The organism is Tamlana flava, from assembly GCF_041287255.1.
GTDB lineage: Bacteria > Bacteroidota > Bacteroidia > Flavobacteriales > Flavobacteriaceae > Tamlana > Tamlana flava.
Window position 1 is genome coordinate 622,550 of record NZ_JBGGTX010000002.1, and the last position, 25,496, is coordinate 648,045.

The 25,496-nt window shown below is 35.7% G+C and carries 21 protein-coding genes and 1 pseudogene; 17 read left to right on the forward strand and 5 right to left on the reverse strand.

The features are described from left to right. Positions 1–35: 35 nt before the first annotated feature. Positions 36–1,046, forward strand: a complete 1,011-nt coding sequence (locus ACB104_RS07215) for a PorP/SprF family type IX secretion system membrane protein (RefSeq protein WP_370477612.1) — start codon at positions 36–38, stop codon at positions 1,044–1,046. 165 nt (positions 1,047–1,211) lie between these two features. Continuing rightward, on the forward strand, positions 1,212–3,584 hold the full coding sequence (locus ACB104_RS07220; protein WP_370477613.1) for a GAF domain-containing protein: 2,373 nt from the start codon (positions 1,212–1,214) through the stop codon (positions 3,582–3,584). Here the strand turns inward: ACB104_RS07220 and ACB104_RS07225 are convergent. Then, entirely contained in the window at positions 3,581–4,777 is a 1,197-nt protein-coding gene (locus ACB104_RS07225) for a Pycsar system effector family protein (protein WP_370477614.1), read from the reverse strand. The genes ACB104_RS07220 and ACB104_RS07225 overlap by 4 nt on opposite strands. A 193-nt stretch (positions 4,778–4,970) precedes the next feature. Between ACB104_RS07225 and msrB the strand changes: the two genes are divergently transcribed. The 4 genes from msrB to ACB104_RS07245 all read left to right on the forward strand — a co-directional run bounded on the left by msrB (position 4,971) and on the right by ACB104_RS07245 (position 11,311). Then, entirely contained in the window at positions 4,971–5,429 is a 459-nt protein-coding gene (msrB, locus tag ACB104_RS07230; RefSeq protein ID WP_370477615.1) for a peptide-methionine (R)-S-oxide reductase MsrB, read from the forward strand. Continuing rightward, the gene (gene msrA, locus ACB104_RS07235) at positions 5,422–5,961 is read left to right on the forward strand and encodes a peptide-methionine (S)-S-oxide reductase MsrA (protein ID WP_370477616.1); all 540 of its coding nucleotides are present in this window, start codon (positions 5,422–5,424) and stop codon (positions 5,959–5,961) included. Before msrB ends, msrA begins: the two co-directional genes overlap by 8 nt. Beyond that, the gene (locus tag ACB104_RS07240; RefSeq protein ID WP_370477617.1) at positions 5,962–7,524 is read left to right on the forward strand and encodes a protein adenylyltransferase SelO; all 1,563 of its coding nucleotides are present in this window, start codon (positions 5,962–5,964) and stop codon (positions 7,522–7,524) included. Between the two features lie 88 nt (positions 7,525–7,612). Then, on the forward strand, positions 7,613–11,311 hold the full coding sequence (locus tag ACB104_RS07245; RefSeq protein WP_370477618.1) for a metallophosphoesterase: 3,699 nt from the start codon (positions 7,613–7,615) through the stop codon (positions 11,309–11,311). On the opposite strand, the gene ACB104_RS07250 is transcribed toward ACB104_RS07245, so the two are convergent. Further along, positions 11,308–12,087 carry a hypothetical protein gene (locus ACB104_RS07250; protein WP_370477619.1) on the reverse strand — a complete coding sequence of 260 codons (780 nt, stop codon included), beginning with the start codon at positions 12,085–12,087 and terminating at the stop codon, positions 11,308–11,310. The two genes, ACB104_RS07245 and ACB104_RS07250, sit on opposite strands and share 4 nt — an antisense overlap. A gap of 151 nt (positions 12,088–12,238) precedes the next feature. Between ACB104_RS07250 and ACB104_RS07255 the strand changes: the two genes are divergently transcribed. The 8 genes and pseudogenes from ACB104_RS07255 (at position 12,239) to ACB104_RS07290 (ending at position 19,577) form a co-directional block, all read left to right on the forward strand. Continuing rightward, entirely contained in the window at positions 12,239–13,111 is an 873-nt protein-coding gene (locus ACB104_RS07255; protein ID WP_370477620.1) for an acyl-CoA thioesterase, read from the forward strand. Further along, on the forward strand, positions 13,108–13,797 hold the full coding sequence (locus ACB104_RS07260; protein ID WP_370477621.1) for a glycerophosphodiester phosphodiesterase: 690 nt from the start codon (positions 13,108–13,110) through the stop codon (positions 13,795–13,797). Before ACB104_RS07255 ends, ACB104_RS07260 begins: the two co-directional genes overlap by 4 nt. Continuing rightward, positions 13,794–15,005: a BaiN/RdsA family NAD(P)/FAD-dependent oxidoreductase gene (locus ACB104_RS07265; RefSeq protein WP_370477622.1), complete on the forward strand. Its 1,212-nt coding sequence runs from the start codon at positions 13,794–13,796 to the stop codon at positions 15,003–15,005. The genes ACB104_RS07260 and ACB104_RS07265 overlap by 4 nt, the downstream gene beginning before the upstream one ends. Positions 15,006–15,064: 59 nt before the next feature. Beyond that, positions 15,065–15,537: pseudogene (locus ACB104_RS07270) on the forward strand (DUF1697 domain-containing protein). 6 nt (positions 15,538–15,543) lie between these two features. Then, a complete protein-coding gene (gene mvaD, locus ACB104_RS07275; RefSeq protein WP_370477623.1) occupies positions 15,544–16,623 on the forward strand; it encodes a diphosphomevalonate decarboxylase in 1,080 nt (359 codons plus the stop codon). Between the two features lie 68 nt (positions 16,624–16,691). Continuing rightward, positions 16,692–17,621, forward strand: coding sequence for a mevalonate kinase family protein (locus ACB104_RS07280; RefSeq protein ID WP_370477624.1), 930 nt, complete (start codon positions 16,692–16,694; stop codon positions 17,619–17,621). A gap of 59 nt (positions 17,622–17,680) precedes the next feature. Then, on the forward strand, positions 17,681–18,583 hold the full coding sequence (locus ACB104_RS07285) for a geranylgeranylglycerol-phosphate geranylgeranyltransferase (RefSeq protein ID WP_370477625.1): 903 nt from the start codon (positions 17,681–17,683) through the stop codon (positions 18,581–18,583). A 154-nt stretch (positions 18,584–18,737) separates the two neighbouring features. Continuing rightward, positions 18,738–19,577, forward strand: a complete 840-nt coding sequence (locus tag ACB104_RS07290) for a pseudouridine synthase (protein WP_370477626.1) — start codon at positions 18,738–18,740, stop codon at positions 19,575–19,577. Between the two features lie 44 nt (positions 19,578–19,621). Here ACB104_RS07290 and ACB104_RS07295 read toward each other — a convergent pair whose 3' ends face one another. From ACB104_RS07295 to ACB104_RS07305, 3 genes are read right to left on the reverse strand one after another with little or no spacing between them, the layout of a single operon-like run. Continuing rightward, positions 19,622–20,497, reverse strand: coding sequence for a sterol desaturase family protein (locus ACB104_RS07295; RefSeq protein WP_370477627.1), 876 nt, complete (start codon positions 20,495–20,497; stop codon positions 19,622–19,624). A gap of 39 nt (positions 20,498–20,536) precedes the next feature. Next, entirely contained in the window at positions 20,537–21,010 is a 474-nt protein-coding gene (locus ACB104_RS07300; protein WP_370477628.1) for a monoheme cytochrome C, read from the reverse strand. After that, entirely contained in the window at positions 21,011–22,231 is a 1,221-nt protein-coding gene (locus ACB104_RS07305; protein ID WP_370477629.1) for a sulfite oxidase, read from the reverse strand. Positions 22,232–22,502: 271 nt separating this feature from the next. On the opposite strand from ACB104_RS07305, the gene ACB104_RS07310 reads away from it, so the two are divergent. The 3 genes from ACB104_RS07310 to ACB104_RS07320 are packed head-to-tail and all read left to right on the forward strand — an operon-like array spanning position 22,503 to position 25,495. Continuing rightward, the gene (locus ACB104_RS07310; RefSeq protein WP_370477630.1) at positions 22,503–23,291 is read left to right on the forward strand and encodes a DUF3108 domain-containing protein; all 789 of its coding nucleotides are present in this window, start codon (positions 22,503–22,505) and stop codon (positions 23,289–23,291) included. 6 nt (positions 23,292–23,297) lie between these two features. Then, positions 23,298–24,215: a tryptophan 2,3-dioxygenase family protein gene (locus tag ACB104_RS07315; RefSeq protein WP_370477631.1), complete on the forward strand. Its 918-nt coding sequence runs from the start codon at positions 23,298–23,300 to the stop codon at positions 24,213–24,215. Then, the gene (locus ACB104_RS07320; protein ID WP_370477632.1) at positions 24,173–25,495 is read left to right on the forward strand and encodes a peptidoglycan DD-metalloendopeptidase family protein; all 1,323 of its coding nucleotides are present in this window, start codon (positions 24,173–24,175) and stop codon (positions 25,493–25,495) included. The genes ACB104_RS07315 and ACB104_RS07320 overlap by 43 nt, the downstream gene beginning before the upstream one ends. The last annotated feature ends 1 nt before the right edge of the window (position 25,496 follow it).

A 25,496-nucleotide genomic window follows, 5' to 3' on the forward strand; every position in this document is an offset into this window, starting at 1 on the left:
TTTGTTAGAAACCATGATTGCTTGTTACGATTGTTATGAGATTAAGAACTATCATTTTAGTGGTTACATTTTTGCTTTGCTCCAAACTGGCTATTTCGCAAGAAGGGTTGCCCATATATACCGATTATCTTACCGATAATTATTATTTAATTCACCCATCTATGGCTGGTATAGCCAACTGTTCTAAAGTTAGGTTAACAGGGCGGCAGCAGTGGTTTGGGCAAGAAGATGCACCAAAACTTTTAACATTAAGTCTAAATGGAAGGGTGGGTGAGTCTCCGTCAGGACTTGGAGGTATTTTGTATGCCGATAAAAATGGATACCACTCACAGAAAGGAGCCTACGCTACTTATGCACACCACATTATGTTTTCAAGAAGTAGTGTAGATTTGAATATGCTTTCATTTGGTTTAAGTGCAGGGTTTATTCAATACCAATTGGATGAAACTACTTTTTTGGGTGATGCCCCAATACCAGATCCCATAATTGATGGTATTGTGCAAAATGAAACAAATTTTAACCTTGATTTCGGCTTCTCATACCATTATCTTGATTTTTATGCCCACGCTACTGTAAAGAATGTTTTGAAGAATTCAGGAATTAACAAAGATACCAATATTACAAGCAATTTAAGACGTTATTTGCTTTCGGTAGGTTATGTGTTCAGTAGGTTTGGCAGTTCTTGGAGTTATGAGCCATCTGTTATGTTTCAATACAGGGATGCTACCCAAGAGGGCGGTATTGATGTAAATGCTAAGGTTTACAAGGAAATGGACTTTGGTAAATTATGGGGAGGGTTGTCATATAGAAATAGTTTTGATGGGACAGAGTATATAACCAATTCCAATTCGGTTAGTAGTCAAAAACTTCAACAAATAACTCCAATTTTGGGCATCAACTATAACAACTTTATGTTTGCCTACACCTATACTTATCAAACAAATTCGGTAGTGTTTACAAACGGGGGTTTTCATCAGTTAACCTTGGGGTATAATTTTAGTTGTAAACGTGAACCATATCATTGTAACTGTCCTGCGGTAAACTAATTCTCTTAATACTATTTTAGTTTACTTCTTTCTTTTAAATAAAAATAGAAGGACTACTATACTACTATAATACTTCATTATTGTAACATTTTGGTTGTTAGGTGGTCTTAATAATATCGACTCACGTAATAATTCGTAAATTTGTTTTATCAGCATTTTAAAAATATGGACATTAACGATAACATCGAGTCGCCTTTAAAGCTAAAAGTTAGTTTCAACAAGTTATTGAAGCAATATGAAATTTTGGCAAAAGGCGATGACGGATTTATTGCTGAGAAGGCTAGCCGCATTTTGAAAATAGCAGAAGATTTTCCTGAATTACGCGATGGTTTTAGTGATACAACCATTTTAACTGAAATGGAAAATGAAATAAAGGCAATTCTTAATGATACATTTAATCCGTTGCTAACCAAAAACGAGATTAAAACAGCTTCGGTACCACTGCATAATTTGATTTTCAATTCATCTGAACGATTTAAAAACATCATAAAAAATGCGGGCAAAGGTTTTCAGCTTCAAATTAAAAACATGCCTGAGGATGATACCTACATTATAGCATGTACCATTATTCTGAGTTTTTGTTATGGTTATGATTTGAATTTTAAAAGACCGTTTTATTACGAAATACCTGATAAAAATGGCATACTGCGCTACTATAAAATTTTATACAACGCCGATTTTTGCGAAATAATTCCAACGGAAAAAGCCAAAAAAATCACGCCTGAAGATTATGATGAACTATTGGATAATTTTGAAAACATAGAGCTTTGGAAGGAAAAATTTCCACCCAATAGCCATGTTTTTAAAGGGTTTGTGATTTCGAATATTTTTGATGTTACAGACGATCAATCCATTTCCAACATCAAAACAAGTCTTATTGGAGAGGGACAAGAGAAAGATGAGTGTTTTACCGAGAATTTCCATGAAATATTTGAATCACTCTTAGGCGTAAAAGATATTAAAGTTGGGTTTTCGGCTTACAATAAAACAGAAGGTACTTTTAATGCAATTTTTGGCTTTGGTATTAAGAGTTTTTTACTTGGAAGCGAGGACAGCAAAAGTTGTAAGGAAGCCTTTTGCAAATGGTCTTACAATAGGGTGTTAAAAGAAAAAAAATATTTTTCAGTTTCAGATGTCGATAAGATTTTTGAAAAGTCAAAAGGACATGCACCTCATATTACTACTTTGCACAAACAGGGTATAAAAAGTGCCATTATTGCGCCTATTGCAAATGATGACGGATTAATGGGTATACTTGAAATTGTTTCTTATACCCCAAAAGTATTGAACAGCATAAATGCCAATAAGCTTATCGATATTATGCCGTTTATCGTTTCTTCAGTTGAGCGGTCCATAAATGAAGAGGAAAATTTAATTGAAGCCATTATTCAGCAAGAATGTACATCCATTCATCCAAGTGTTAAATGGCGTTTTGTGCAAGAGGCAAAAAACTACATTAAAAACCAAATGGGTGGTAATGATGCGTCTTTTAAAAAGATTGCTTTTGAACAGGTTTACCCGCTTTATGGACAAATTGATATTAAAGGGTCTTCAGAGGCAAGAAACAAAGCTACCAAACAAGATTTAATCCTTCAGTTAAAGGCTGTAAAACATATTATTGAAAAAGTTTCTGAGAAAGAGTCGTTGCCCATTTACCAACAATTTATATATCAAATCAATTCATTTAGAAAAGGATTAGGCGATAATTTTCAGGTTGATAGTGAACAACAAATTTCCGCATTTTTCAAACAAGATATTGAACCACTACTTGAACATCTATACGAGTATGATGAACTGAAAGTAGATATAGATGGCTATTACGAAAGTATCGATAGCAAAATAAATGTGCTTTACAAAAATAGAAAAGACTACGATGAAACCATTGCCAAGATTAACATGGAAATGGCATCATTATTAGATAAAAAACAGATTGAAGCACAAAATATGTATCCGCATTATTTTGAGCGTTTTAAAACTGATGGTGTTGAGCATAACATGTACATTGGTGAGTCTATAACCAAGAAAGATAGTTTCAACCCTATATATCTTTATAACCTGCGCCTTTGGCAATTGCAAGTGATGTGCGAAATGGAAAACACTTACTACCAAATGCAGTCTGACTTTCCTGTTGCTTTAGATGTGGCATCAATGATATTGGTTTTCAATCAACCATTGACCATTAGTTTTAGAATGGATGAAAAGCAGTTTGATGTTGATGGCACATATAATGCCCGCTATGAGATTGTAAAAAAACGTGTAGACAAAGCTTATATAAAAGGAACAAACGAACGCGTAACTCAAAAAGGTAAAATCACTATTGTTTATTCGCAAAAACAAGATGAATTGGAATACTTGGGTTATGTTAAGTTTTTACAATCAAAACATTACTTAGATAACGATATTGAAATTTTAGAATTACAAGACCTACAAGCTGTAACTGGTCTAAAGGCTATTAGGGTTAGTGTGCTTTATCACAAAAATGAAGATGACAAAGCCTTTTATACTTATGATGATTTAATGAAGGAAATCAAGGCCTAATGTACATTGCCGTAAAACTTAAAGGCAATAGCAAATGCAATAACGCTTACTATAATTCCAACCATAAAAACGCTATAAGTAAGTCGCAATATTTTATATTTTCTATTCAGTACCAATCCTAAAAAGTAAAGGTCTTTTTTCATTGAGGAGTATAAATAGTTTCTGTCCTTCATGACTTCTTCCATGGCCCATTCAAATTCGTCGAGGCTCATTTTATGAAAATTTCCAAAAAACAATAAGTTCACTTTTTTGTTGGCTACATCTTCTTTGGTAAACTTTCCACTGGTAATATTTGGTCTGGTTGCAATAATGGATAAGACAATGGAAATTACCGTAAAAATCACAAAGATTACTGTTGGAACAATAAGATAGGCATTGGAAGCATTATCGAGTTTTGACACCAAATTTGATAGAACCAAAGACACAATAATAGCATTTACCGATAACAATATGTTTGCCTTGGTGTCAGCAATATTGCTAAGTTCCATATGGTTTTTTAACGTCACTCGGAACATGGTCTCTATGCCACGCTCGGGCAATTCAATTTTGTTCTTTTTAAAGCGGATTTCCTCTTTTTTCTGTTTTAGTTTTTTATTGTTGGCATCAAGTTTTTGCTTTGCTTTAATTAATTCTGATAAGTTTTTGCCTTTACGGTCATCCCAAATACTTGCGGCCTCAGCGGTATGAAAACGATGTCTTGACGATAAGAAATCAATGTTTTCATTCAGCCATTCGGCTTCGGTTAGAGTTTTGTTGCATTTTAATTCCCATTCTTTCCTAAGCAATTCAGAAATCTCACGGTAACTTTTACTGCCAATATGCGAGGAGTCTGCATCCCGAATAATCTTTTCCAACTTAGTCTTTGGTTCAGCATAAATTTTGGTTGCCAAAATAAGGTCGCAAATCGTTTTTATATCCTTTTCAGAGCAGTTTTGTTCCTTCAAAAATTCTTTGGAAATAATAATACTCTCATCTTCATGATTATTGATGTCTTTGGTGTAACCCGTATCATGAAGCCAAGCTGCTATGAGTAATAGGTTTTTTTGGTCTTCTTTGATGTTAGAAAGCTCGGCCAGCTCATTTGCACTTGCGACCACACGTTGTGTGTGTGGAATGTTATGATAGGTAAAAGCTGGATCTAACTTTTTATTTAAAAGATTAAGAACAAATTTTTCTACTTCCGAAATAAGCATAAAAAGAAATTAAGTTTGTGATAAAGTAAAAATACTAAACTTTAAGAACATAAAATTAACCTATAAATAACGCAATATTTTATTGTAAATTTCATGAAAGCTTTAAGAAGTCGTAAATTGTAAGTTTTTGGTTGTTTTATCGACTTAAAGTTGAATTTTAGATGAACATAATTTATTAAGAAAGGACAAAAATATGCTTACTTGGAAAGACGTCATCAATTTTTCCGTGAATGGAAACCCAACTCCAGATAAACGCGTTGAAAAGACTGAGGCCGAATGGCAACAGATTTTAACACCTGAACAATTTAGGATTACCCGTTTAAAAGGAACTGAACGTCCACATAGCGGAGAGCTTTGTAGTATATACGAAGCAGGAAAATATAATTGTGTGTGTTGCAATACACCATTGTTTGACTCTACCATAAAATTCAATTCGGGTACTGGATGGCCAAGTTTTACCCAGCCCATTAAAGAAAATGCCATTAAGTATGAAAAAGATACTGCTTATGGCATGGTGCGGGTAGAAGTAATGTGTAACAACTGCGATGCCCATTTGGGGCATGTTTTTCCTGACGGACCAGAACCTAGCGGATTGCGATATTGCATTAACTCAGAATCTATGCAATTGGAGAAGGAGGTAGCCAATGGATAACAACAATTTGCAAACGGCAACCTTCGGAGGAGGTTGTTTTTGGTGTACTGAAGCAGTATTTCAGAACATTAAAGGTGTGGAAAAAGTGGTTTCTGGTTATTCGGGGGGGAATGCGCCGGGACATCCGACATATAGAGAAGTTTGCTCTGGACTGACGGGTCATGCAGAGGTAGTTCAAATTACCTTTGATGCCAGTATAATTTCTTTTGAGGATATTTTGATTGTTTTCATGACAACCCATGACCCCACAACGCTTAACAGACAGGGAGGTGATGTAGGAACCCAATACCGGTCGGTAATTTATTATCATGACGGAGAGCAAAAAGAAATTGCTGAAAAAGTGTTGAAAGAAGTTGATAAATATTTTGATAACCCAGTTGTTACAGAACTCTCACCTTTAGATGTTTTTTACAAAGCCGAAGATTATCATCAAAATTATTATCAACAGAACCAATCACAAGGCTATTGCAGTTTTGTAATCACCCCTAAATTGGCAAAGCTAAGAAAGCTTCATGCCGAAAAATTGAGATAAATGCAACTCAATATAAAAGAAAGGTTTACTAAAGAATTGCCAGCAGACCCTGTTTTGGAAAATAACCGAAGGCAGGTTTCAAATGCGTGTTTTTCGTATGTTTTTCCCAAGAAAACGCCAAAGCCAGAATTGATTCATGTATCTCCCGAAATGTTGGATAATTTGGGGATGTCATCAAAAAATGCACAAAGCGAAACTTTTTTAAACGTATTTACAGGTAACTATGTTTTGCCAAATACTAAACCTTACGCTATGTGTTATTCTGGACATCAATTCGGTAGTTGGGCTGGCCAGTTGGGTGATGGTCGCGCCATAAATTTGTTTGAAGTTGAGTATGAAAATAAATTTTGGACTTTACAACTCAAGGGTGCAGGGGAAACTCCTTATTCACGTTCGGCAGATGGGTTGGCCGTTTTGCGCTCATCAATTCGTGAGTATTTGTGCAGTGAGGCCATGTTTCATTTGGGTGTGCCAACAACGCGTGCTCTTTCATTGGCGTTAACTGGTGATAAGGTGATGCGCGATGTCATGTATGATGGCAATCCAGCCTACGAAAAAGGAGCCATTGTTACTCGGGTTTCACCTAGTTTTTTGCGTTTTGGTAGCTATCAAATATTTGCGGCAAGACAAGAACATGAAACCTTAAAAACTTTGGTAGATTATACCATCAAATACCATTTTTCGCATTTAGGGAAGCCTTCAAAAGAAACTTACATTCAATTATTTAAGGAGGTTACAGATTTAACCTTGGACATGATTATTCATTGGCAACGGGTTGGTTTTGTGCATGGGGTCATGAATACCGATAACATGTCTATTTTAGGCCTGACCATAGATTATGGCCCCTATGGCTGGTTGGAAGGATTCGATTTTGGATGGACACCAAACACTACAGACAGCCAACATAAACGCTACCGATATGGCAATCAGCCAAATATTGCCCTTTGGAACTTGTATCAATTGGCAAATGCATTATATCCTTTGGTTGAAGAAGCCGAACCTTTTCAAACAATTTTGGATGACTATAAAACCAACTACGAAACAAAATATCTAAAAATGATGCGTTCCAAAATAGGGTTGTTTAAGGAGGATGTGTTCGATAAATCATTAATAGAAGACTTGGAAAACAATTTATTGTTGGCCGAAACAGACATGACTATTTTCTTTAGAAATATGAGCGAATTCATTGCTGAAAGTCATTCTGAAGGGTTTCAGCTTATTATGGATGCTTTTTATAATCAAAATGAGATAACGGAAGATATCAAACAAAAATGGAACCAATGGTTCAAACGCTATGCATCAAGATTGGAATTGGAAGTTATCCCTTCAAAAGACAGAAAACAGAAAATGAATTTGGTAAACCCCAAGTATGTGCTTAGAAATTATATGGCTCAATTGGCCATTGATAATGCTGATAAAGGGAATTATAAATTAATTGATGAACTGTTCCAATTGCTAAAAAATCCTTATAATGAACAACTTGAGCATGAAAAATGGTTTGCCAAAAGACCCGAATGGGCAAGGCATAAAGTGGGCTGCTCGATGCTATCTTGTAGTTCGTAAATATATTATTTCAGAAAAATGAATTAATTTAGAGGAAAGCTTTGAAGCCAAAATCTAACTTTTATTTAGTCATTTACAGGAACCAACCATGAGGATTTTTCGTTATTCTTCTATTATTATAATCAGTTTGTTTTTAAGTTCTTGTGCAACTTATAAACCCCAATATGCCAATAATCAGTTTGAGTCTTTAAGTTTTCCAGATAAAAAAATAGTGCATAGTTTTTACCTGATTGGCGATGCAGGTATTTCTGGTGAAGCGGAATCTGCAAAAGCCATAAATGATTTTAAAAGTGAACTTTCAAACGCTTCGAATAATAGTACTACAATTTTTCTAGGAGATAATATTTATCCGAAGGGCTTACCAAAAAAAGAGGAGCTTGGACGAACGTTCGCCGAAAATCAATTAAATGCGCAAATTGATGCTGTTAAGGATTTTAAAGGTGAAACGATTTTCATTCCGGGAAACCACGATTGGTACAGCAATGGTTTAAAAGGTTTAAAACGACAAGAAAAATATATTGAGGGTGCACTCGGGAAAAACACCTTTTTGCCAGAAGATGGCTGTCCCATTGAAAAGGTTGAAATAGATAAAAACATTGTGTTGATTTTGGTGGATTCTGAATGGTACATGACCAATTGGGATAAGCATCCAACCATAAATGACGAATGCGATATAAAAACTAGAACCAAGTTTTTTGACGAATTGGAAGGGGAAATAAAAAAAGCTAGAGGAAAAACTACAATTATTGCCATTCACCATCCTATGTTTACAAATGGTTCGCATGGGGGGCAATATTCATTTGGTAGCCATATGTCCCCGCTTCCTGTTTTGGGAACGCTAAAAAATGTCATGAGAAAAACAGGCGGTATTGTTACTGTTGATAATCAAAATAAGCGTTATAACGAGTTTAGAAAACGAATAATCACTTTGGCACAGGAGAATGATAAAACTATTTTTGTTTCGGGTCACGATCATAATCTTCAATACATATTTGAAGATAACCAGCCACAAATAGTAAGTGGTTCAGGTTCAAAAACCAAACCTACCCGAAATGTAGGTGGTGGTCAATTTTCCTATGGAGCAATGGGCTACGCCCGTTTGGATGTGTTTAGTGATGGGTCGTCTTATGTTAGCTTTTATGCTGAAGACCAAGTTGTGTTTCAATCCCAAGTTCTTCAACAGGATGAAAAAAAGATATTCAATACCTATCCTACATCTTACCCAACGGATAAGGTGGCCTCAATTTATACGGAAGAGGAAACTTCAAAAGGAAGACTTTATAAGTTGTTTTGGGGCAATCGGTATCGGAAAGATTTCAGCACTCAAGTTAAGGCGCCAACAGTTGATTTAGACACTTTATTAGGCGGCTTAAGGGTTGTTAGAAAGGGCGGTGGGCACCAATCAAAATCCTTACGCTTAAAGGATAAACAAGGCCGCGAATATGTTATGCGGGCACTCAGAAAAAATGCGGTGCAATATTTACAGGCTGTTGCTTTTAAAGATCAATATATTGAGGGTCAATTTAATGATACGTATACTGAGGGTTTGTTACTTGATGTATTTACGGGGTCGCATCCATATGCGCCATTTACTATTGGAAAGCTTTCGGATGCAGTTGGCATTTATCATACAAATCCAGTGCTGTATTATGTGCCAAAACAAAATGCTTTGGGACACTTTAACAGTGAATTTGGCAATGAATTGTATATGATTGAGGAACGCACTGATTCTGGGCATGGGGACAAAGCAAGTTTTGGCTATTCCAATGAGTTGATAAGCACTGATGATGTATTAAAAAAATTGAATAAGGACGAAGATTTTGTGCTTGATGAGGCATCATATATAAGGGCGCGTTTGTTTGATATGCTCATTGGGGATTGGGATAGGCATGAAGACCAATGGCGGTGGGCGGAATTTAAGGAAAATGGGGAAAAAGTATATAGACCGGTGCCTAGAGACAGAGATCAAGCATTCTCAATTATGGCAGATGGAGCCTTATTGAGTGTGGCCACTAAACTGATTCCGGCATTGCGCCTTATGCAAAGCTATGATAACGATTTAAAAAGCCCTAAATGGTTTAATTTGGAACCTTACCCATTGGATATGGCCTTAATAAATCAATCGAACAAGGCGGTTTGGGATGCTCAGGTAGCGCACATTGTAAAAAATTTAACCGATGCCGTTATCGATGAAGCATTTAAAAACTTTCCGCCCGAAGTTGATCAGAATTCAATTCTAGAAATAAGACAAAAATTAATTGGAAGACGGGCGAATCTTCAGAAGATATCGGACAAATATTATACCCATTTAAATAAATATTCGGTAGTAAAAGGCACCAATAAAGATGATTGGTTTGATATCGAGCGGTTGCCAAATGGTGAGACTAAAATATCTGCATATCGCATAAAAAAAGATAATAAAGCAGATTTGTTTCATCAGCGAATTTATTCAAAATCGAGTACAAAAGAGATTTGGCTTTATGGATTGGATGATGACGACCGATTTGAGGTTTTTGGAGATGGAGATAACCCAATTAAAATAAGACTAATAGGTGGCCAAAATAAAGACGTTTATAACATTTCAAATGGTAATAATCTTAAGGTCTATGACCATAAATCCAAAAAGAATGAATTTTTGACCAATAAAGGAACGTTAAAGTTAACGGATGATTATGAAACCAATGTTTATGATTATAAAAAGTTAAAAAACAGTTCTAATCAATTTATCCCTTCGTTTGGAGCTAATCCAGATGACGGATTTAAAGCTGGGTTCACCAATACCTTTACCAATTACAGTTTTGAACGTAATCCGTTTAGTGCCCAACATACCCTTTCTGCATCTTACTATTTTGCAACTAATGGGTTCGATTTAGGCTATAACGCTGAATTTGCGAATGTAATAGGAAGATGGAATTTGAACTTGAATACCAAATTTACAAGTCCCAATTATGCTGTCAACTTTTTTGGATTTGGTAACAACACGCCAAACCCTGAAGCTGATGAAAATGATGGATTTGATGCCGATTTAGACTATAACCGCGTTAAGTTAAAAACCATAAAAGTTGAACCTTCATTAATCTGGAAAGGCCAATTGGGGTCTAGTGTTGAATTCGGTTTGTCTTATGAAACTATTGAAGTTGAAGAAACTCAAGGCAGGTTTATCAATGATGAATTTTTAGGGGATGGTGAAGATATGAATGACCAATTCATTGGCGTGCATGGCAAATACCAATATGCAAATTCTGATAATTCGGCCTTTCCAACACTTGGAATGTTATTTGCGTTACAGGCTGGCTACAAAAGCAACATAGATAGTTCAAAAGGTTTTGGTTATCTCATTCCCGAACTGGGATTTGATTATAAATTAATTGCGAGCGGGCAATTGGTTTTGGCGACAAAATTTAAAGGACATTTTAACTTTGGTGATGGTTTTGAGTTTTATCAAGGCGCCAATATTGGTGCCAATAATGGTCTAAGAGGTTTCAGAAATGAACGGTTTACTGGTGAAAGCTCATATGTTCAAAGTACCGATTTAAGATTGAATCTTAGAAAATTAAAAACAGGAATATTGCCTTTAAATATTGGTGTTTATGGGGGTTTTGATTACGGAAAAGTTTGGGTTGATGACAATTTATTGCTCGACCCCAGCCACTATTCCGACACATGGAATACCTCAGTAGGAGGTGGTATTTTTGCCAATGCAGCAGATATGTTAACCTTAAATGTTTCGGCATTTAATAGTTCAGATGGACTACGTTTGGCGTTCAAGTTGGGTTTTGGATTCTAGTTTATTTTAAACTCATAAAGGTTTCCTCCTTCTCCTTTTGTCTTTTCGTCTGTTATATAAACCGAATGGTTATTTTTAAAACAAATACCTTCCTTTTGTGAACCGTGCCCAAAGGTCATTTCTTCGACTGTGCCTTCAAAGAAACGGTCGGTTTCATAGTTTGTTATTTTCCAAAGTTTTTCATGGTTCAAGAGTATAATTGTTTTCCCATCATCGCTAATATCAGCCGAAGTTATCTCATTGTGTTTTCCGTCTAAATTAAAATCGGTTATCATTTCCGCAGTGTGTTTTCCAATGCTATTGGGGACTTTTAGAAGAATACTCGATTTATTTTCTTTGCTGAAAATATAGAAGTAGTCATTAAAAAGGAAAAAGGCTTCAAAATCCTTTGGCTTTAGGTTTTTTGGTAAAATAAAATTGATGCGTTCGGCAGTGGTTTTATCCGATTTTAAATCTGAAACTTTATAAATGGTAAAATCATCTCGGTTTTTGCTGTTATTACCAAAATCACCAATGTAGAGGTTTCCAAAGCTATCCGAAGTTAAATCTTCCCAATCAATATTACTGGAATTACTAATATCAATGTCTTTTACAATTTTACCATTTTTATTTAAGCCGTAAATATTGTTTTTGTTTCCAGAATCCTCAATTGTCCATAATAAGTTTGAACCATTAACAGTTTCAACGGCTGAAGCTTCCTTCAAACTATTTGGAAGGTCTGAAATAACATTAAGTTTTCCTGTTTGACAGGAGTTTAATAGAATCGAAAAAGCCAATATTTTTTGAAGATGGTGTAACATAGAAACACTTGAAAAGGCAAATTACCTGTTTTATAAATCAATCAAAAACTAAAAAACTTAAACTATTGGTAATTGTTGTGTAAAAGCACTTAATATTTAATAGATTTATACAATTAAATGGAAAAAAATGACCACAGTTAACGACTTATTAAAGTTACTGATTTTAGAAAAAGTAACCGAAAGTGAGTTTAATGGCGTAAGTAAAACCGTTGGCAGTCCAGTGGTTTTTGGTGGACAAGTGCTTGCCCAGGCTATTAATGCTGCCAGCAGAACCATAACAAACAAAAGAATTTTGCACTCCATGCACGCCTATTTTTTGGAGGCGGGAGATTTAAACCTTCCAATAACTTATAATGTGAGCCGGGTTAGGGATGGTGGTAGCTTTTCGGTTAGGCGTGTTACTGCCCACCAAAAGGACAGAACAATTTTTATTTTATCGGCATCATTTCATAAAAAAGAAGATGGGTATAACCATCAAATTGAGATGAAATCTGGTTTAAAACAACCAGAAGAACTTTTAAGTTGGACTGACATTTTACATCAATTTGGCGATTTCTTGCCTAATAGCTTAAAGACATTTTTTGAAATTAAACGCCCCATTGAATTTAAACCAACAAAAATAGACAATCCTTTGGAGCGAAAGGATTTGCCACCATTTAGTGATGTGTGGTTCAAATTAAAAGGCTATACGGCCAATAGTTTAGATTTAGTAACCAAACAGCAAATATTAACCTATATTTCAGATTATAATATTTTGGTTTCTGCTCTTAATCCACATGCAAGTAAAGCACATTGGGGCAATATGCAAACTGCTAGCTTGGATCATTCCATGTGGTATTTTCGCGATTTTGACTTTGATGATTGGTTGCTGTTTTCCATGAAATCGCCTAGTACCTCAAATGCCAGAGGTTTTGCCCAAGGAAATATTTTCACGAGGGACGGTAAACTCATAGCATCAGTGGCTCAGGAAGGTTTAATGCGACCAAAAGATAAAAAATGACTTCAGGAATTTTAAAAATTGGTCATCGTGGTGCGGCTGGTCACATTGCTGAAAATACCATAGAATCCATCAAAAAAGGCATAGAATTGGGCGCGACCGGAATTGAATTGGATGTGCATTGCTGTGCATCTGGCGAGTTGGTGGTGTTCCATGATTTCACATTAGATAGGGTGACCAATGGCTCTGGCGATATTTCAAAATATATACTTTCAGAATTAAAAAAGTTAAAAGTTCTTGATGAATTTGCGATTCCTACGTTGCATGAAGTTATGAATGTTGTTGATAACAGCTTATTAATGAATATTGAACTGAAGGGGCATAATACGGCCAAACCTATTGCGGAGTTCATTGAGTTTTATGTTGAAAGAAAAGGCTGGAGTTGGCATAGTTTTTTGGTATCCAGTTTTCAAAATGATTTATTGGAGACTGTTTATGAAACAAACAAAAACATTAATTTGGGTGTTTTAACCGATACCAATTTAGAGGAAGCTATAATTTTTTCTGGGCAAATAAATGCTATATCCATTCATCTGGATTATACCATGTTAACCCAAGAAAAGGTGAAAAAAATACAAGCGCACAACCTTAAAATTTTGACTTATACGGTTAATGAGAAAGAGCATATTGAACGCTTAAAATCTTATGGTGTTGACGGAATAATTTCAGATTTTCCCGATAAGTTATGATACGAAAAGATGTGATTATAATTGGCGGAGGTGCTGCTGGTTTTTTTGCGGCAATTAATATTGCCGAGCAAAATTCAAAGCTCAAAGTAACCATATTGGAACGCAGTAAGGAAGGTTTGCAAAAGGTAAAGGTTTCTGGAGGTGGACGTTGTAATGTATCGCATGCCGAGTTTATTCCGCAGGAATTGGTGCAAAATTACCCTCGGGGCGAAAAGGAATTATTGGGGCCTTTTCATCAATTCATGACTGGCGATACCATCGAATGGTTTGAAAAAAGAGGTGTGGAACTTAAGATTGAGGAAGATGGCCGGATGTTTCCTGTTTCAAATTCGTCGCAAACCATTATAGATTGTTTTTTAAATGAAGCCAAAAAGTATGGTGTTGATGTTTTGTATAATCACATTGTAAAATCAATTTCAAAGAAAAAAGGATGGTTTCAAATAGAAACGTCGGAAGGGTTATTTTCCGCAGAAAAAATATTGGTAGCTACAGGGAGCAACCTCAAAATATGGAAGGTTTTGGAAGATTTGGGGCATACCATTTCGCAGCCCGTTCCTTCACTTTTTACGTTTAATATTGAAGATGAGCGGATTAAAGATATTCCGGGAGTTGTTGCACAACATGTTGAGATAAGCGTACTAGAAACCGATTTATTTAGTGAAGGCCCACTGCTTATTACCCATTGGGGTATGAGCGCTCCATCTATTTTAAAACTGTCTGCTTTTGGTGCTTTGCAGCTTGCCAAGCGCGATTATAAATTTCAGATTAAAATCAATTTTATTAGAAAATCTTTTGAAGATTGTTTAGAGGTATTAAAAACTTCAAAACAGGATTTAGCTAAAAAAACAGTGTTCAAGTCCACACATTTTGATTTACCAAAAAGGCTCTGGCATCAGTTGGTTTTGGCTTCAAATATTAGCGAGGATACCCGTTGGGCAGATTTAAATAAAGTACAACTTGAAGTATTGGCGTCACAACTCACCCAAGCCGTTTTTAAAGTGAATGGGAAAAGCACCTTTAAGGAAGAGTTTGTTACAGCGGGCGGGGTTGATTTAAAAGAAGTGAATTTCAAAACGTTTGAAAGCAAGCTTGTTGAAAATCTTTATTTTGCTGGCGAAGTCTTAAATATTGATGCTGTTACTGGAGGTTTCAATTTTCAAAATGCCTGGACTGGAGCTTTTATTGCGGCAAAAAATATAATTAAGTAATGAATACTTACGTCGCATTGCTTAGAGGAATAATCGTAAGCGGACAAAAAAGAGTCCCAATGGCTGAACTGCGCTAATTGCTTTCAAAAGGAGGTTTAAAAGATGTGCAAACTTATATTCAAAGTGGCATTGTAGTTTTTAGGTCTTCGGAAGATAGCGCTGAAAAGTTAGCATCGTTTATCCAAAACGCAATAAAAAACACTTTGGTTTTGAAGTGCCAACTTTGGTAAAAAGTCCCAAAGAACTTCAGCAAATTTTTGACGCTTGTCCTTTCTATGACAATAAAAAAGCAGAAAGTTATTTTATGCTGTTATATGGGTCGTCAAGTAAAGCATTGGTTGATGAGCTTTCAAAAATATCATTTCCCAACGAAACATTTGTGATAAAGGATGAATGTGTCTATTCCCATTTCTCGGCAGGTTATGGTAACGCAAAATGCAACAATAATTTCTTTGAACGAAAATTAAAAATAACAGCAACAGCAAGAAACTATAAAACGATGGTAAAGTTGTTATCTTTGTCGGCAGATTAATGCAACATGAACGAAGCAAGTTTTATACCTCAGTCTTATAAAAGCACAGTCGATAGTGGAAGTTTTACATGGGAATCGCCAAGCAATATTGCTCTTGTAAAATATTGGGGGAAAAAGAAAGACCAAATTCCTGAAAACCCTTCAATTAGTTTTACCTTAAATCAGTGCAAAACGACAACAAAACTTAGTTTTTCCAAAAAAGAAAATGACGATGATTTTTCGTTTGACGTGTTTTTAGATGGTGAAAAAAAAGCTGATTTTAAACCAAAAATTGAAACTTTTTTCAAACGGGTTGAAGCGTATTTGCCGTTTTTAAAAGATTATTATTTTAAAATTGAAACTTCAAACACCTTTCCGCACAGTTCAGGAATTGCATCCTCGGCATCAGGAATGAGTGCATTGGCATTGTGCTTAATGAGTTTAGAAAAGTTATTGGATAAGAATATTTCTGAAGCTTATTTTACTCAAAAAGCATCTTTTTTAGCACGATTGGGCTCTGGAAGTGCTTGCAGATGCATTGAAGGATCTTTGGTGGTTTGGGGAAATCATGATAAAATTGAAGGCAGTAATGATTTGTTCGGTATAAAATATCCTTATGAAGTCCACCAAAATTTCAATAATTATCAAGATACTATTTTGCTGGTGGATAAAGGTAAAAAGCAAGTGAGCAGCACTGTTGGGCACAATTTAATGCACGGTCATCCATTTGCCCAAGAACGATTTAAACAAGCTGGTCAAAACCTTGAAAACCTTATTGATAGTTTAAAAAATGGTGATTTAGATGGTTTTATAAAAATTGTTGAAAGTGAGGCACTAACGCTCCATGCTATGATGATGACCAGTTTGCCTTTTTTTATTTTGATGAAGCCCAATACCTTGAGTATCATTAATAAAATTTGGGAGTTCAGAAATGAAACTGGCTCAAAGGTTTGTTTTACTTTAGATGCCGGTGCCAATGTACACGTGCTTTACCCCGAAATTGAGAAAGAAACAGTTTTGAAATTCATTAATAATGAATTAGTTGCGTATTGTGAAAATGGTCATTATATTTGCGACGTTATTGGTTTGGGGGCCAATGAAATATAACTTTAATATATTTTTGTTTAAAAAATTTATATATTTGTTAAACATAGCGCTCTAGACCGCTTAATTTTATGAAAGGACCTTTATTTTATTCAAAAATTCTGCTCTTCGGTGAGTATGGAATTATAAAAGATTCTAAGGGATTATCTATTCCTTATAGCTTTTACAACGGTGCTTTAAAGAAAGGCGAAAATACTTCATCTACTGCCCTTGAATCAAATGAAAGTTTAAAACGATTTGCCAACTATATCGAGGGTATCGATGATAGGTTGGTGCGTTTTGATATGGATAGGCTTTTGAAAGATGTAAATGCCGGAATGTATTTTGATTCTTCCATTCCACAAGGCTATGGAGTTGGAAGCAGTGGTGCTTTGGTTGCAGCCATTTATGACAAATATGCCTTTGATAAAATTACGGTTCTTGAAAATTTGACCAGGGAAAAACTGTTAAAGCTAAAATCTATTTTTTCGGCAATGGAATCTTTTTTCCATGGGAAATCTTCAGGCTTAGACCCTCTAAATAGTTATTTAAGTATTCCGATTTTAATAAACTCCAAAGATAACATTGAGGCCACTGGTATTCCTGCCCAGCAAAGTGAAGGGAAGGGTGCGGTATTTTTATTGGATAGTGGGGTAATTGGCGAAACGGCTCCGATGGTAAGCTTGTTTATGGAAAACATGAAACAAGAAGGTTTCCGAAAAATGCTTAAAAACCAATTTATAAAACATACTGATGCCTGTGTGGACGATTTCTTGAAAGGAGATATAAAATCGCTGTTCAAGAACACAAAACGGTTGTCTAAAGTGGTTCTGAATCATTTTAAACCTATGATTCCGCAAGAGTTTCATGAACTTTGGAAAAAAGGCATTGAGACCAATGAGTATTACTTGAAATTATGTGGCTCAGGTGGAGGGGGTTATATTCTTGGGTTCACCGAGGATATTGAAAAGGTGAAAAAATCTCTTGCCACTCATAAATTGGAAGTAGTTTATAACTTCTAAATTTCAGTTATCTTTACTGCTATCCTGAAAGAGATTTAGGATTTCTTCAATTTTTTCAGATGCTATCCAGAAAACAGAAACACATCCTTCTTAAATTTTTCAGCATGTTTTCGGTTGTACGTGGCTATAATGTTCTTGTTATAGTTATTGCGCAATATTTAGCATCCATTTACATTATGGCACACGATAAACCTTTAAGGCATGTGCTTTTTGATGTTAATCTGCTCATGTTGGTTTTAGCATCGGCAGCCACTATAGCTGGAGGCTATATTATCAACAGTTTTTACGATTCTGAGAAGGATTTAATCAATCGTCCCATTAAATCCAGGTTGGACAGGTTAGTAAGCCAAAACACGAAGCTGTCATTTTATTTTGTGCTAAATTTTATGGCGGTGGTCATGGCAAGTTATGTGTCATTTAGGGCCGTAATTTTCTTCGCTATTTACATTTTTGGCATTTGGTTTTACTCACACAAGCTTAAAAAACTACCATTCATTGGTAATTTGGTTTCGGCAATTTTGACAATTACGCCATTTTTTGCTATTTTCATGTACTATAAAAATTTCGAAACCGTCATTTTTGTGCATGCCATGTTTTTGTTTTTGTTCATATCTATGCGTGAGCTGACGAAAGATTTAGAAAACATTAAAGGGGATTTGGCACAAGATTATAAAACTATCCCTGTGGTTTATGGAGAAAAAGCCTCAAAAATAATGCTCACTGCACTGTCCGTTCTAACACTGATTCCAACTTTTCTTCTCTTATATCGTTTTGAAATCGGGTATATGTATGTGTATTTTTATTTAAGTATTGTTTTGTTATTTGTTTTTCTGGTCATTCTCTGGAGGTCAAAGACCAAAATCCATTATTTAATTTTGCACAATATCTTAAAGTTTATTATTGTAACGGGTGTGTTCTCAATTGTACTTATAAAAGTAAGTGTGGTTTTAAACCGCATATGAGAATAGTTTCGACTGTTATTCCCTTATTTATCAGTGTAAAATGAGCTTATGCTGCGGCAGTAAAAAGACCTATAATTCAAGCATAGTAAACAAAAGGTCAATCATAAAATAGCAATCACAATATTAAGTATATCTTTGCATAAAATTTAAAACAATGAACAGACATCAAGGGAGCAAAGGAAATGGAAAGCCCTCAGGGCGTGGTAGTGGAAACAAGCGTTTTACGAGTTATTCCCGAGGAAATGCTCCAATAAAAAAAACAACTGCGCCAAAGGCTCAAGACAATTCGGGAGAGATTAGATTGAACAAATATGTTGCCAATTCGGGAATGTGTTCACGTCGGGAAGCCGATGTGCATATAGCTACAGGCTTGGTTTCCGTAAACGGAAAAGTTGTTACCGAAATGGGCTATAAAGTAAAGCCAGGAGATGAGGTGCGTTACGATGGCGCCAGAATTAATCCAGAGAAAAAAGTTTACGTGTTATTGAATAAACCCAAAGGTTTTGCCACTACAACAAGCGAAGGTAAAGGTAGGACGGTAATGGATTTAGTGGCTAATGCTACAAACGCTAAAATAAAGCCCGTTGGCCGCTTGGGAAGAAATTCAAAAGGATTGTTGCTTTTCACCAATGACGATTCGATTGCTAAAAAATTCACGAACTCCAACAAAGGGGTGCCTCGATTGTTCCATATTGAGTTGGATAAAAACTTGAAGTTGGAAGACTTAAAAGCAATCCAAAACGGATTTCGAGTTGATGGAAATTTAATTGAAGTTGAAGAAGTAAGCTATATTGATGGTGCACCAAAACGTGAAATAGGATTAAAAATTAAGAATACAGGAAATACCATTATCCGCACAATTTTTGACCATCTTAAATATGATGTGGTTAGTATAGATTGTGTGGCCATAGGTCATTTAACCAAAAAGGATATTCCACGTGGGCATTGGAAACACCTAACCGAACAGGAGTTGAATACGCTAAAAATGCTTTAAAAAAATCCCTTTTACGAAGATAAAAGGGATTTTTTTTGGACGTATTATTTCTGCCCTTTTTTAAAGCCATAAGTATTTTGGCCTATAAAATCGTGAGGAAATTTATCATCACCTTTAAAGCCAATTTCAATGGTGCCACTATCTTCAGGAATATAATTGGTTTTAAAAATATAGTCCCAAAGGCTTAAGCTAATCCCATAGTTTACACCATATTTTCCTTTTGGCAAGGTATAAGCATGATGGTATAAATGCATTACAGGGTTGTTAAAAATATACTTCAATGGGCCCCAAGTTATTTTAATATTAGAGTGGTTGAAATGACCAATGGCAATGGTAATAAAGTGAATGATATATGCCTGCTCTGGTTCGAAGCCGCCAATAATCATAACGCCAAAAGTTTTTAAGGGTTTGTATAAAACATTTTCCATCCAATGGTACCTTAAATGGGCAGCAAACCCCATTTCCTTAACGCTGTGGTGTACTTTGTGAAATTTCCATAAAAATGAATATTTGTGCAATAAAACATGCGTAAACCATTGAACAAAGTCAAGAATAATAAAGAAGACCAAAAGTTGTGCCCAAGGTGCCCATCCAGACATTTCAATTAACGCTAAACTTTTTGCCGTTAAGTTTATCTCCCCAAACAGCAAGCCAATTATTTTATAAACGCCGCTAATTACTATTGAGAAGATGAAAAAATTAAAGAACATGTAGAAAGCGTCAAGCCAAAAATCGCGTCTGAAAATTGATTGGTCTTTTCGCCAAGGAAAAATGATTTCCAAAATCCACACAAAGAGCGAAATGGCTATAAGTCCCCAAAAATAATTGGTGTACCAAGGAACTTCAAAAATAATGGATTTCCATGTCCACGTTAAGGTGCCTTGAAAGGCATTAATAAAGGCGTCTAAATACTTTTCCATAATTATTTTAATTGTTGTTATACTATATTTTGTTTAATTTTAATTCTCTAATTCATACCAATCAATATTGTTTAAAACCATCCTTCTTCCCTTTTTTTGTGGCGGATAATTAGTAACGAGATAATTGACAATTACTTCTTGGTTTTTGCCTAAATCCCATAGATTTTGGGTTTCCTGCATCCATTTTATTGTAGCGTTCCAGCGTTCTGTATTCATTCTGTTTTGGGTGATTAATTTAGAAGAATGACAAAAGGTACAATTATTTACCACGGTCATCAATCCTTCGGCATCTAATAAACCTGTTCTTACGTGTATGCCATTTTCAATACGGTCTTCATCAACTTCTTCTACAACTGCCACAACATTTTCGGAATCCGATTTAAAATTAAAGAATCCTGGATTAATGGTATAGTAAACTAATCCTGCACCAGTAATAATAAACAAGCCAAAAAGTAGTGCTATGGCCCGGTACACTTTCATGACTTTTTTCCTGAATGCTTCTTCTTTTGTCATTTACTTAACTTTTATGGCTATTCTATGGCACGCATTATTTAAATACCCTTTTGGGTTCCAGCCTGGCAATAGCATAGGCTGGGCTATTCCATTAGTGTTTGTGGCTCTTGCCCATATTTCGTAATACCCTTCTTTTGGAAAGTTTATGGAAGCATTAAAGTGTTGCCAAGCCAATCGGTTTGCTGGTTTTTCAACAGGACATGTCGTCCATGTAGATCCAAAGTCTATCGAGTATTCCATTTTTACTACTTCAAGTTCACCAGCCCAGGCGTGCCCTCTAATGTTAAGGGCTTTTCCTTTGCTTATTATAGCTCCTGTTTTTGGATAGGTAATTAACGATTTAACGGGCATTGATTCAATTATGCACATATCTTCATCTTTTACCTTATCGCCTGGAGCAATAGGCTTACAAGGAACTCGATATGACGAACCGGTCATTTTTTCGCCGTCATGAACTTTGTTCCTAATGCTAATTCGGTTGAGCCATTTTCCGGAAACAGAAGCAGGCCACCCCCCAGCAACCAAACGTAACGGATAGCCATGAGCTAATGGGATATCTTCGCCATTCATTTGAAACGCTAAAATGGTTTCGTCTTGAAGTGCTTTTTCCAAAGGACACCCTCGAGAAATCGGCTCCTTATTTGGGTCTCTACTCAAATGCAAATCAGCAGCATGATATCCTATATATACTGCGTTAGTTTTAATCCCTGCATTTTCAAGAACATCCCGTAAGCGAACACCTGTCCATGAGGCACAGTGCACTCCGCCAACGGTCCATTGGTTTCCTTTTGCAGGTGGGTCAAATTCATTCCGTCCGTTACCGCCACATTCTATAGTTAGTTGATAGGTGTGATGCTTGAATTTAGATTTTAATTCAGCGAGCGTATATGTTTTCTCTTTTATAACTGATTCACCATCAATGGTAAGCATCCATGTTTTGGGGTCAATATCCTCAGGAATTAAACCATTATTTCTTATGAACATACAAGAGTTAGGGGTTATTTTGTCATCTAACAAATGCGCTTGTGCCTCAATATTCCAAGGCTTGTCATTAAGAACAACCATTTCAGGATTTTTGTTGAATAATTTGAACGGGTCTGGTTCTTGCATGGCTAAAGGGGTATAACCTTTAAGTATTTTAGAACCAAAAACAAGTTCAGTTCCTATGATTGCAGCAAAGGAACCCAAAGTTGTTTTTTTGATAAATTCGCTTCTTTTCAAAGTTGTTTATTGATGGGGTGAATAATTAATTGATCAAAGTACAACTACTTCATTTGTTTCATTGTAACTTTTGTTACAATGAACATAGCTAGTTACTCCCAATAATGTTGGCCATGAGGAACAATTGAAGCCTTTAAACTCTAACATAACTATAACAGTATAAATCCAACACGTTTGAATAAAATTTATATTTTTGGAACAGTAATTGTAATTTCTTACTTGAACAATAAATGTGACGCGTAGAAGTTACATTTTCAATGACCCAAATAAGATGAAAAAAACACTACTTATTCTAATAACGGTTTTGTCGGTTCAAGTTACATTGGCCCAATCAAAATCTGCATTTGGCGATGGAGAATGGTTCAAGTTTAGAATGAGCTACAGTAATTGGCTTAAGGCTGGTAATGCCACGCTCAACGTAAGAGAGACCAAATTAAATGATAAAGAAGTATACCATGTGGTGGGAAAAGGTTGGACCACAGGTATGATTAAATGGTTTTTTAAGGTGAAGGACCGTTATGAAAGCTATTTCGATAAGGAAACCATTCAGCCTTATAAGTTCATTAGAAACATTGATGAAGGTGGGTATACTAAAGATTTGGAGATTGATTTTGACCATATAAACAACAAGGCTCACGTAAACGATAAAAAGCACAACACCAGAAAAGTTATCGATACCAAACCCAATATTCAGGATATGGTGTCAACCTATTATTATTTGCGTAATAATTTAAACATAGAAAAACTTAAAATAGGCGATGAGTTGCAGGTTGATATGTTTTTTGACGGAGAAAATTATGGGTTTAAGTTGCAGTATCTTGGTGAAGAAATAATTGACACAGATTTTGGCGAAATAGAATCTTTAAAATTTAGGCCGTATGTTATGGCGGGTCGCGTTTTTAAAGAGGAAGAAAGTTTAACCTTATGGGTGTCAAAAGATAAAAATAAAATGCCTTTACGCATAAAGGCAGATCTGGCCGTGGGGTCTCTAAGGGCAGACCTCGAAGCTTTTAAGGGGCTTAAGCATCCTTTCAGAATTGTTGTAAAGCCGAAGAGATAGAATATTTTGAGTGCCGACCTAAACAAAAAACTAAAAGAAAAATATGATGCCATTGACCAAGATGTTGAGGCTCATCTAGAAGGTTTGCTGCATAGCAAACCTATTAATTATTGGGACTATATTCAAACCGATGCTTTGCTTAATCTTCAGGTGCAGCGCACCGTTTTTCCTGATGAGAAAGTGTTTATCATGTACCATCAGATCTCTGAATTATTGTTTAAAATGATTTTGAGTGAGATTGAGCAAGTCGCAAAATCAGATCAAATCAGTACCGAGGTTTTTACTGATAAAATAATGCGCATTAGTAGATATTTTGATGTTCTAACGTCTTCATTCAGTATCATGAAGGACGGCATGGACATAGACCAGTACAACAAGTTCAGAACAACCTTAATTCCGGCAAGTGGTTTTCAAAGCGCCCAATACAGAAAAATTGAATTTTCTTCAACAGAACTTATCAATCTTATAGATAAACGATTTAGAGATACTATTGATAGGAATTCTTCATACGAAAATGCTTTTGAACACCTCTATTGGCAAGCCGCTGGCAAGGATTACAAAACAGGCAAAAAAACCTATACTTTATCGGCATTTGAAGATAGATATAAAGAGGAATTTATTAGATTTACCAAATTTTATCAGTATAATAACTTGTGGACAAAATTTAAGGCTTTGCCCGAAGCTTCACGAGCTAATAAAGATTTGGTAAAGGCCATGCGCCATTACGACTACACAGTAAATATTAAGTGGGTCATGGCACACTACCATACAGCAAATCATTATTTAAATATTGGAGGGCAAACTGCAGAAGCCACAGGAGGAAGTGAGTGGGTGAAGTATATGCATCCAAAATATCAAAAAAGAATATTTTTTCCAGATTTATGGACAGAGAACGAAAAGGAAACGTGGGGAACAGATATTTAATGATGCTGCTAGCGGTAATAAGTTTTGCTAGCTGTAAAGAAGAACAAAAACCACTTGAAACACGAGAAGAACTAGCGGTTGTTGAAGAACCAATGGAATCGATAGAGTTTGGTTTTAATTTAAACGACTACGTTGTAAAAAGGGACACCGTAAAAGCAGGCGAAAGTTTTGGACAAATTTTAGAGCGTAACAACATTGGTTACCCGAAAATTTTTCACATAGCCGAAAAAACAAAGGAGACGTATAATATTGCTCGTTTTTTTCAAAAAGGAAAACCCTACACGCTTTTATGCGCCAAGGATTCTTTGGAAACTGCCCAATGTTTTATTTATCAGCCCAATTTGGAAGAGTATGTGGTTGTAAATTTTCAAGATTCCATACATGCCTATACGGAACGAAAACCTATTAAGTACGTTGAAAAGACAGCAACGGGCGTTATCACGAATAATATTTCAGAGACTTTGGACAAACAAGGATTAAGTCCAAGATTGGCCTATATTATGGCCGATGAGATTTATGCTTGGACCATTGATTTTAGACGTCTTCAAAAAGGAGATCGCTTTAAAGTTATTTACACCGATAAATATATTGACGATAGCATTTATGTTGGTGTGCACAATGTAAAGGCTGCGTATTTTGAGCATAACAATGAGCCATTTTACGCATTCAGATTTCAAACTGATACAGTTAAAGGTATTGTAGATTATTTTAACGATGAAGCCAAAAATTTACGTCGTGCCTTTTTAAAGGCTCCTGTTAAGTTTAGTCGCATATCGTCCCGATATAACTTAAAACGTCGGATAGCGGTATACAATTTTCAACTTCGCCCACATAAAGGAACTGATTTTGCCGCACCAATTGGGACACCAATTATGGCAACCGCCAACGGTACAGTAACAGAATCGGCAAGACGTGGCGGCAATGGTAACTATGTGAAAATTAGGCATAACGCCACATACGAAACGCAGTATTTACATATGAGCAGACGTAAAGCCAAAGTAGGCGATTTTGTAAAGCAAGGCGATGTTATAGGATGGGTTGGTATGACGGGTAATACCGGTGGACCACATGTCTGTTACCGTTTCTGGAAAAATGGCCAACAAGTCGATCCTTTCAAGCAGAAATTACCCGAGGCAAAACCCATTTCAGATAGTTTAAAAGAAAAGTTCTTAGATTTTATCAAACCAATAAAGTACGAACTGGATAATGTGAATTTCAAACCAGAAATTCTGGATGAAGAGCAACAAAACCAGCCAGTATTCACTCAAGCAAATTCATAAT

Excerpts from the sequence above, each read along its gene's own strand:
- ACB104_RS07215 (WP_370477612.1), top strand. The coding sequence starts at position 36 with ATGAGATTAAGAACTATCATTTTAGTGGTTACATTTTTGCTTTGCTCC.
- ACB104_RS07220 (WP_370477613.1), top strand. The coding sequence starts at position 1,212 with ATGGACATTAACGATAACATCGAGTCGCCTTTAAAGCTAAAAGTTAGT.
- ACB104_RS07225 (WP_370477614.1), bottom strand. The coding sequence starts at position 4,777 with ATGCTTATTTCGGAAGTAGAAAAATTTGTTCTTAATCTTTTAAATAAA.
- msrB (WP_370477615.1), top strand. The coding sequence starts at position 4,971 with ATGCTTACTTGGAAAGACGTCATCAATTTTTCCGTGAATGGAAACCCA.
- msrA (WP_370477616.1), top strand. The coding sequence starts at position 5,422 with ATGGATAACAACAATTTGCAAACGGCAACCTTCGGAGGAGGTTGTTTT.
- ACB104_RS07240 (WP_370477617.1), top strand. The coding sequence starts at position 5,962 with ATGCAACTCAATATAAAAGAAAGGTTTACTAAAGAATTGCCAGCAGAC.
- ACB104_RS07245 (WP_370477618.1), top strand. The coding sequence starts at position 7,613 with ATGAGGATTTTTCGTTATTCTTCTATTATTATAATCAGTTTGTTTTTA.
- ACB104_RS07255 (WP_370477620.1), top strand. The coding sequence starts at position 12,239 with ATGACCACAGTTAACGACTTATTAAAGTTACTGATTTTAGAAAAAGTA.
- ACB104_RS07260 (WP_370477621.1), top strand. The coding sequence starts at position 13,108 with ATGACTTCAGGAATTTTAAAAATTGGTCATCGTGGTGCGGCTGGTCAC.
- ACB104_RS07265 (WP_370477622.1), top strand. The coding sequence starts at position 13,794 with ATGATACGAAAAGATGTGATTATAATTGGCGGAGGTGCTGCTGGTTTT.
- mvaD (WP_370477623.1), top strand. The coding sequence starts at position 15,544 with ATGAACGAAGCAAGTTTTATACCTCAGTCTTATAAAAGCACAGTCGAT.
- ACB104_RS07280 (WP_370477624.1), top strand. The coding sequence starts at position 16,692 with ATGAAAGGACCTTTATTTTATTCAAAAATTCTGCTCTTCGGTGAGTAT.
- ACB104_RS07285 (WP_370477625.1), top strand. The coding sequence starts at position 17,681 with ATGCTATCCAGAAAACAGAAACACATCCTTCTTAAATTTTTCAGCATG.
- ACB104_RS07290 (WP_370477626.1), top strand. The coding sequence starts at position 18,738 with ATGAACAGACATCAAGGGAGCAAAGGAAATGGAAAGCCCTCAGGGCGT.
- ACB104_RS07295 (WP_370477627.1), bottom strand. The coding sequence starts at position 20,497 with ATGGAAAAGTATTTAGACGCCTTTATTAATGCCTTTCAAGGCACCTTA.
- ACB104_RS07300 (WP_370477628.1), bottom strand. The coding sequence starts at position 21,010 with ATGACAAAAGAAGAAGCATTCAGGAAAAAAGTCATGAAAGTGTACCGG.
- ACB104_RS07310 (WP_370477630.1), top strand. The coding sequence starts at position 22,503 with ATGAAAAAAACACTACTTATTCTAATAACGGTTTTGTCGGTTCAAGTT.
- ACB104_RS07320 (WP_370477632.1), top strand. The coding sequence starts at position 24,173 with ATGGACAGAGAACGAAAAGGAAACGTGGGGAACAGATATTTAATGATG.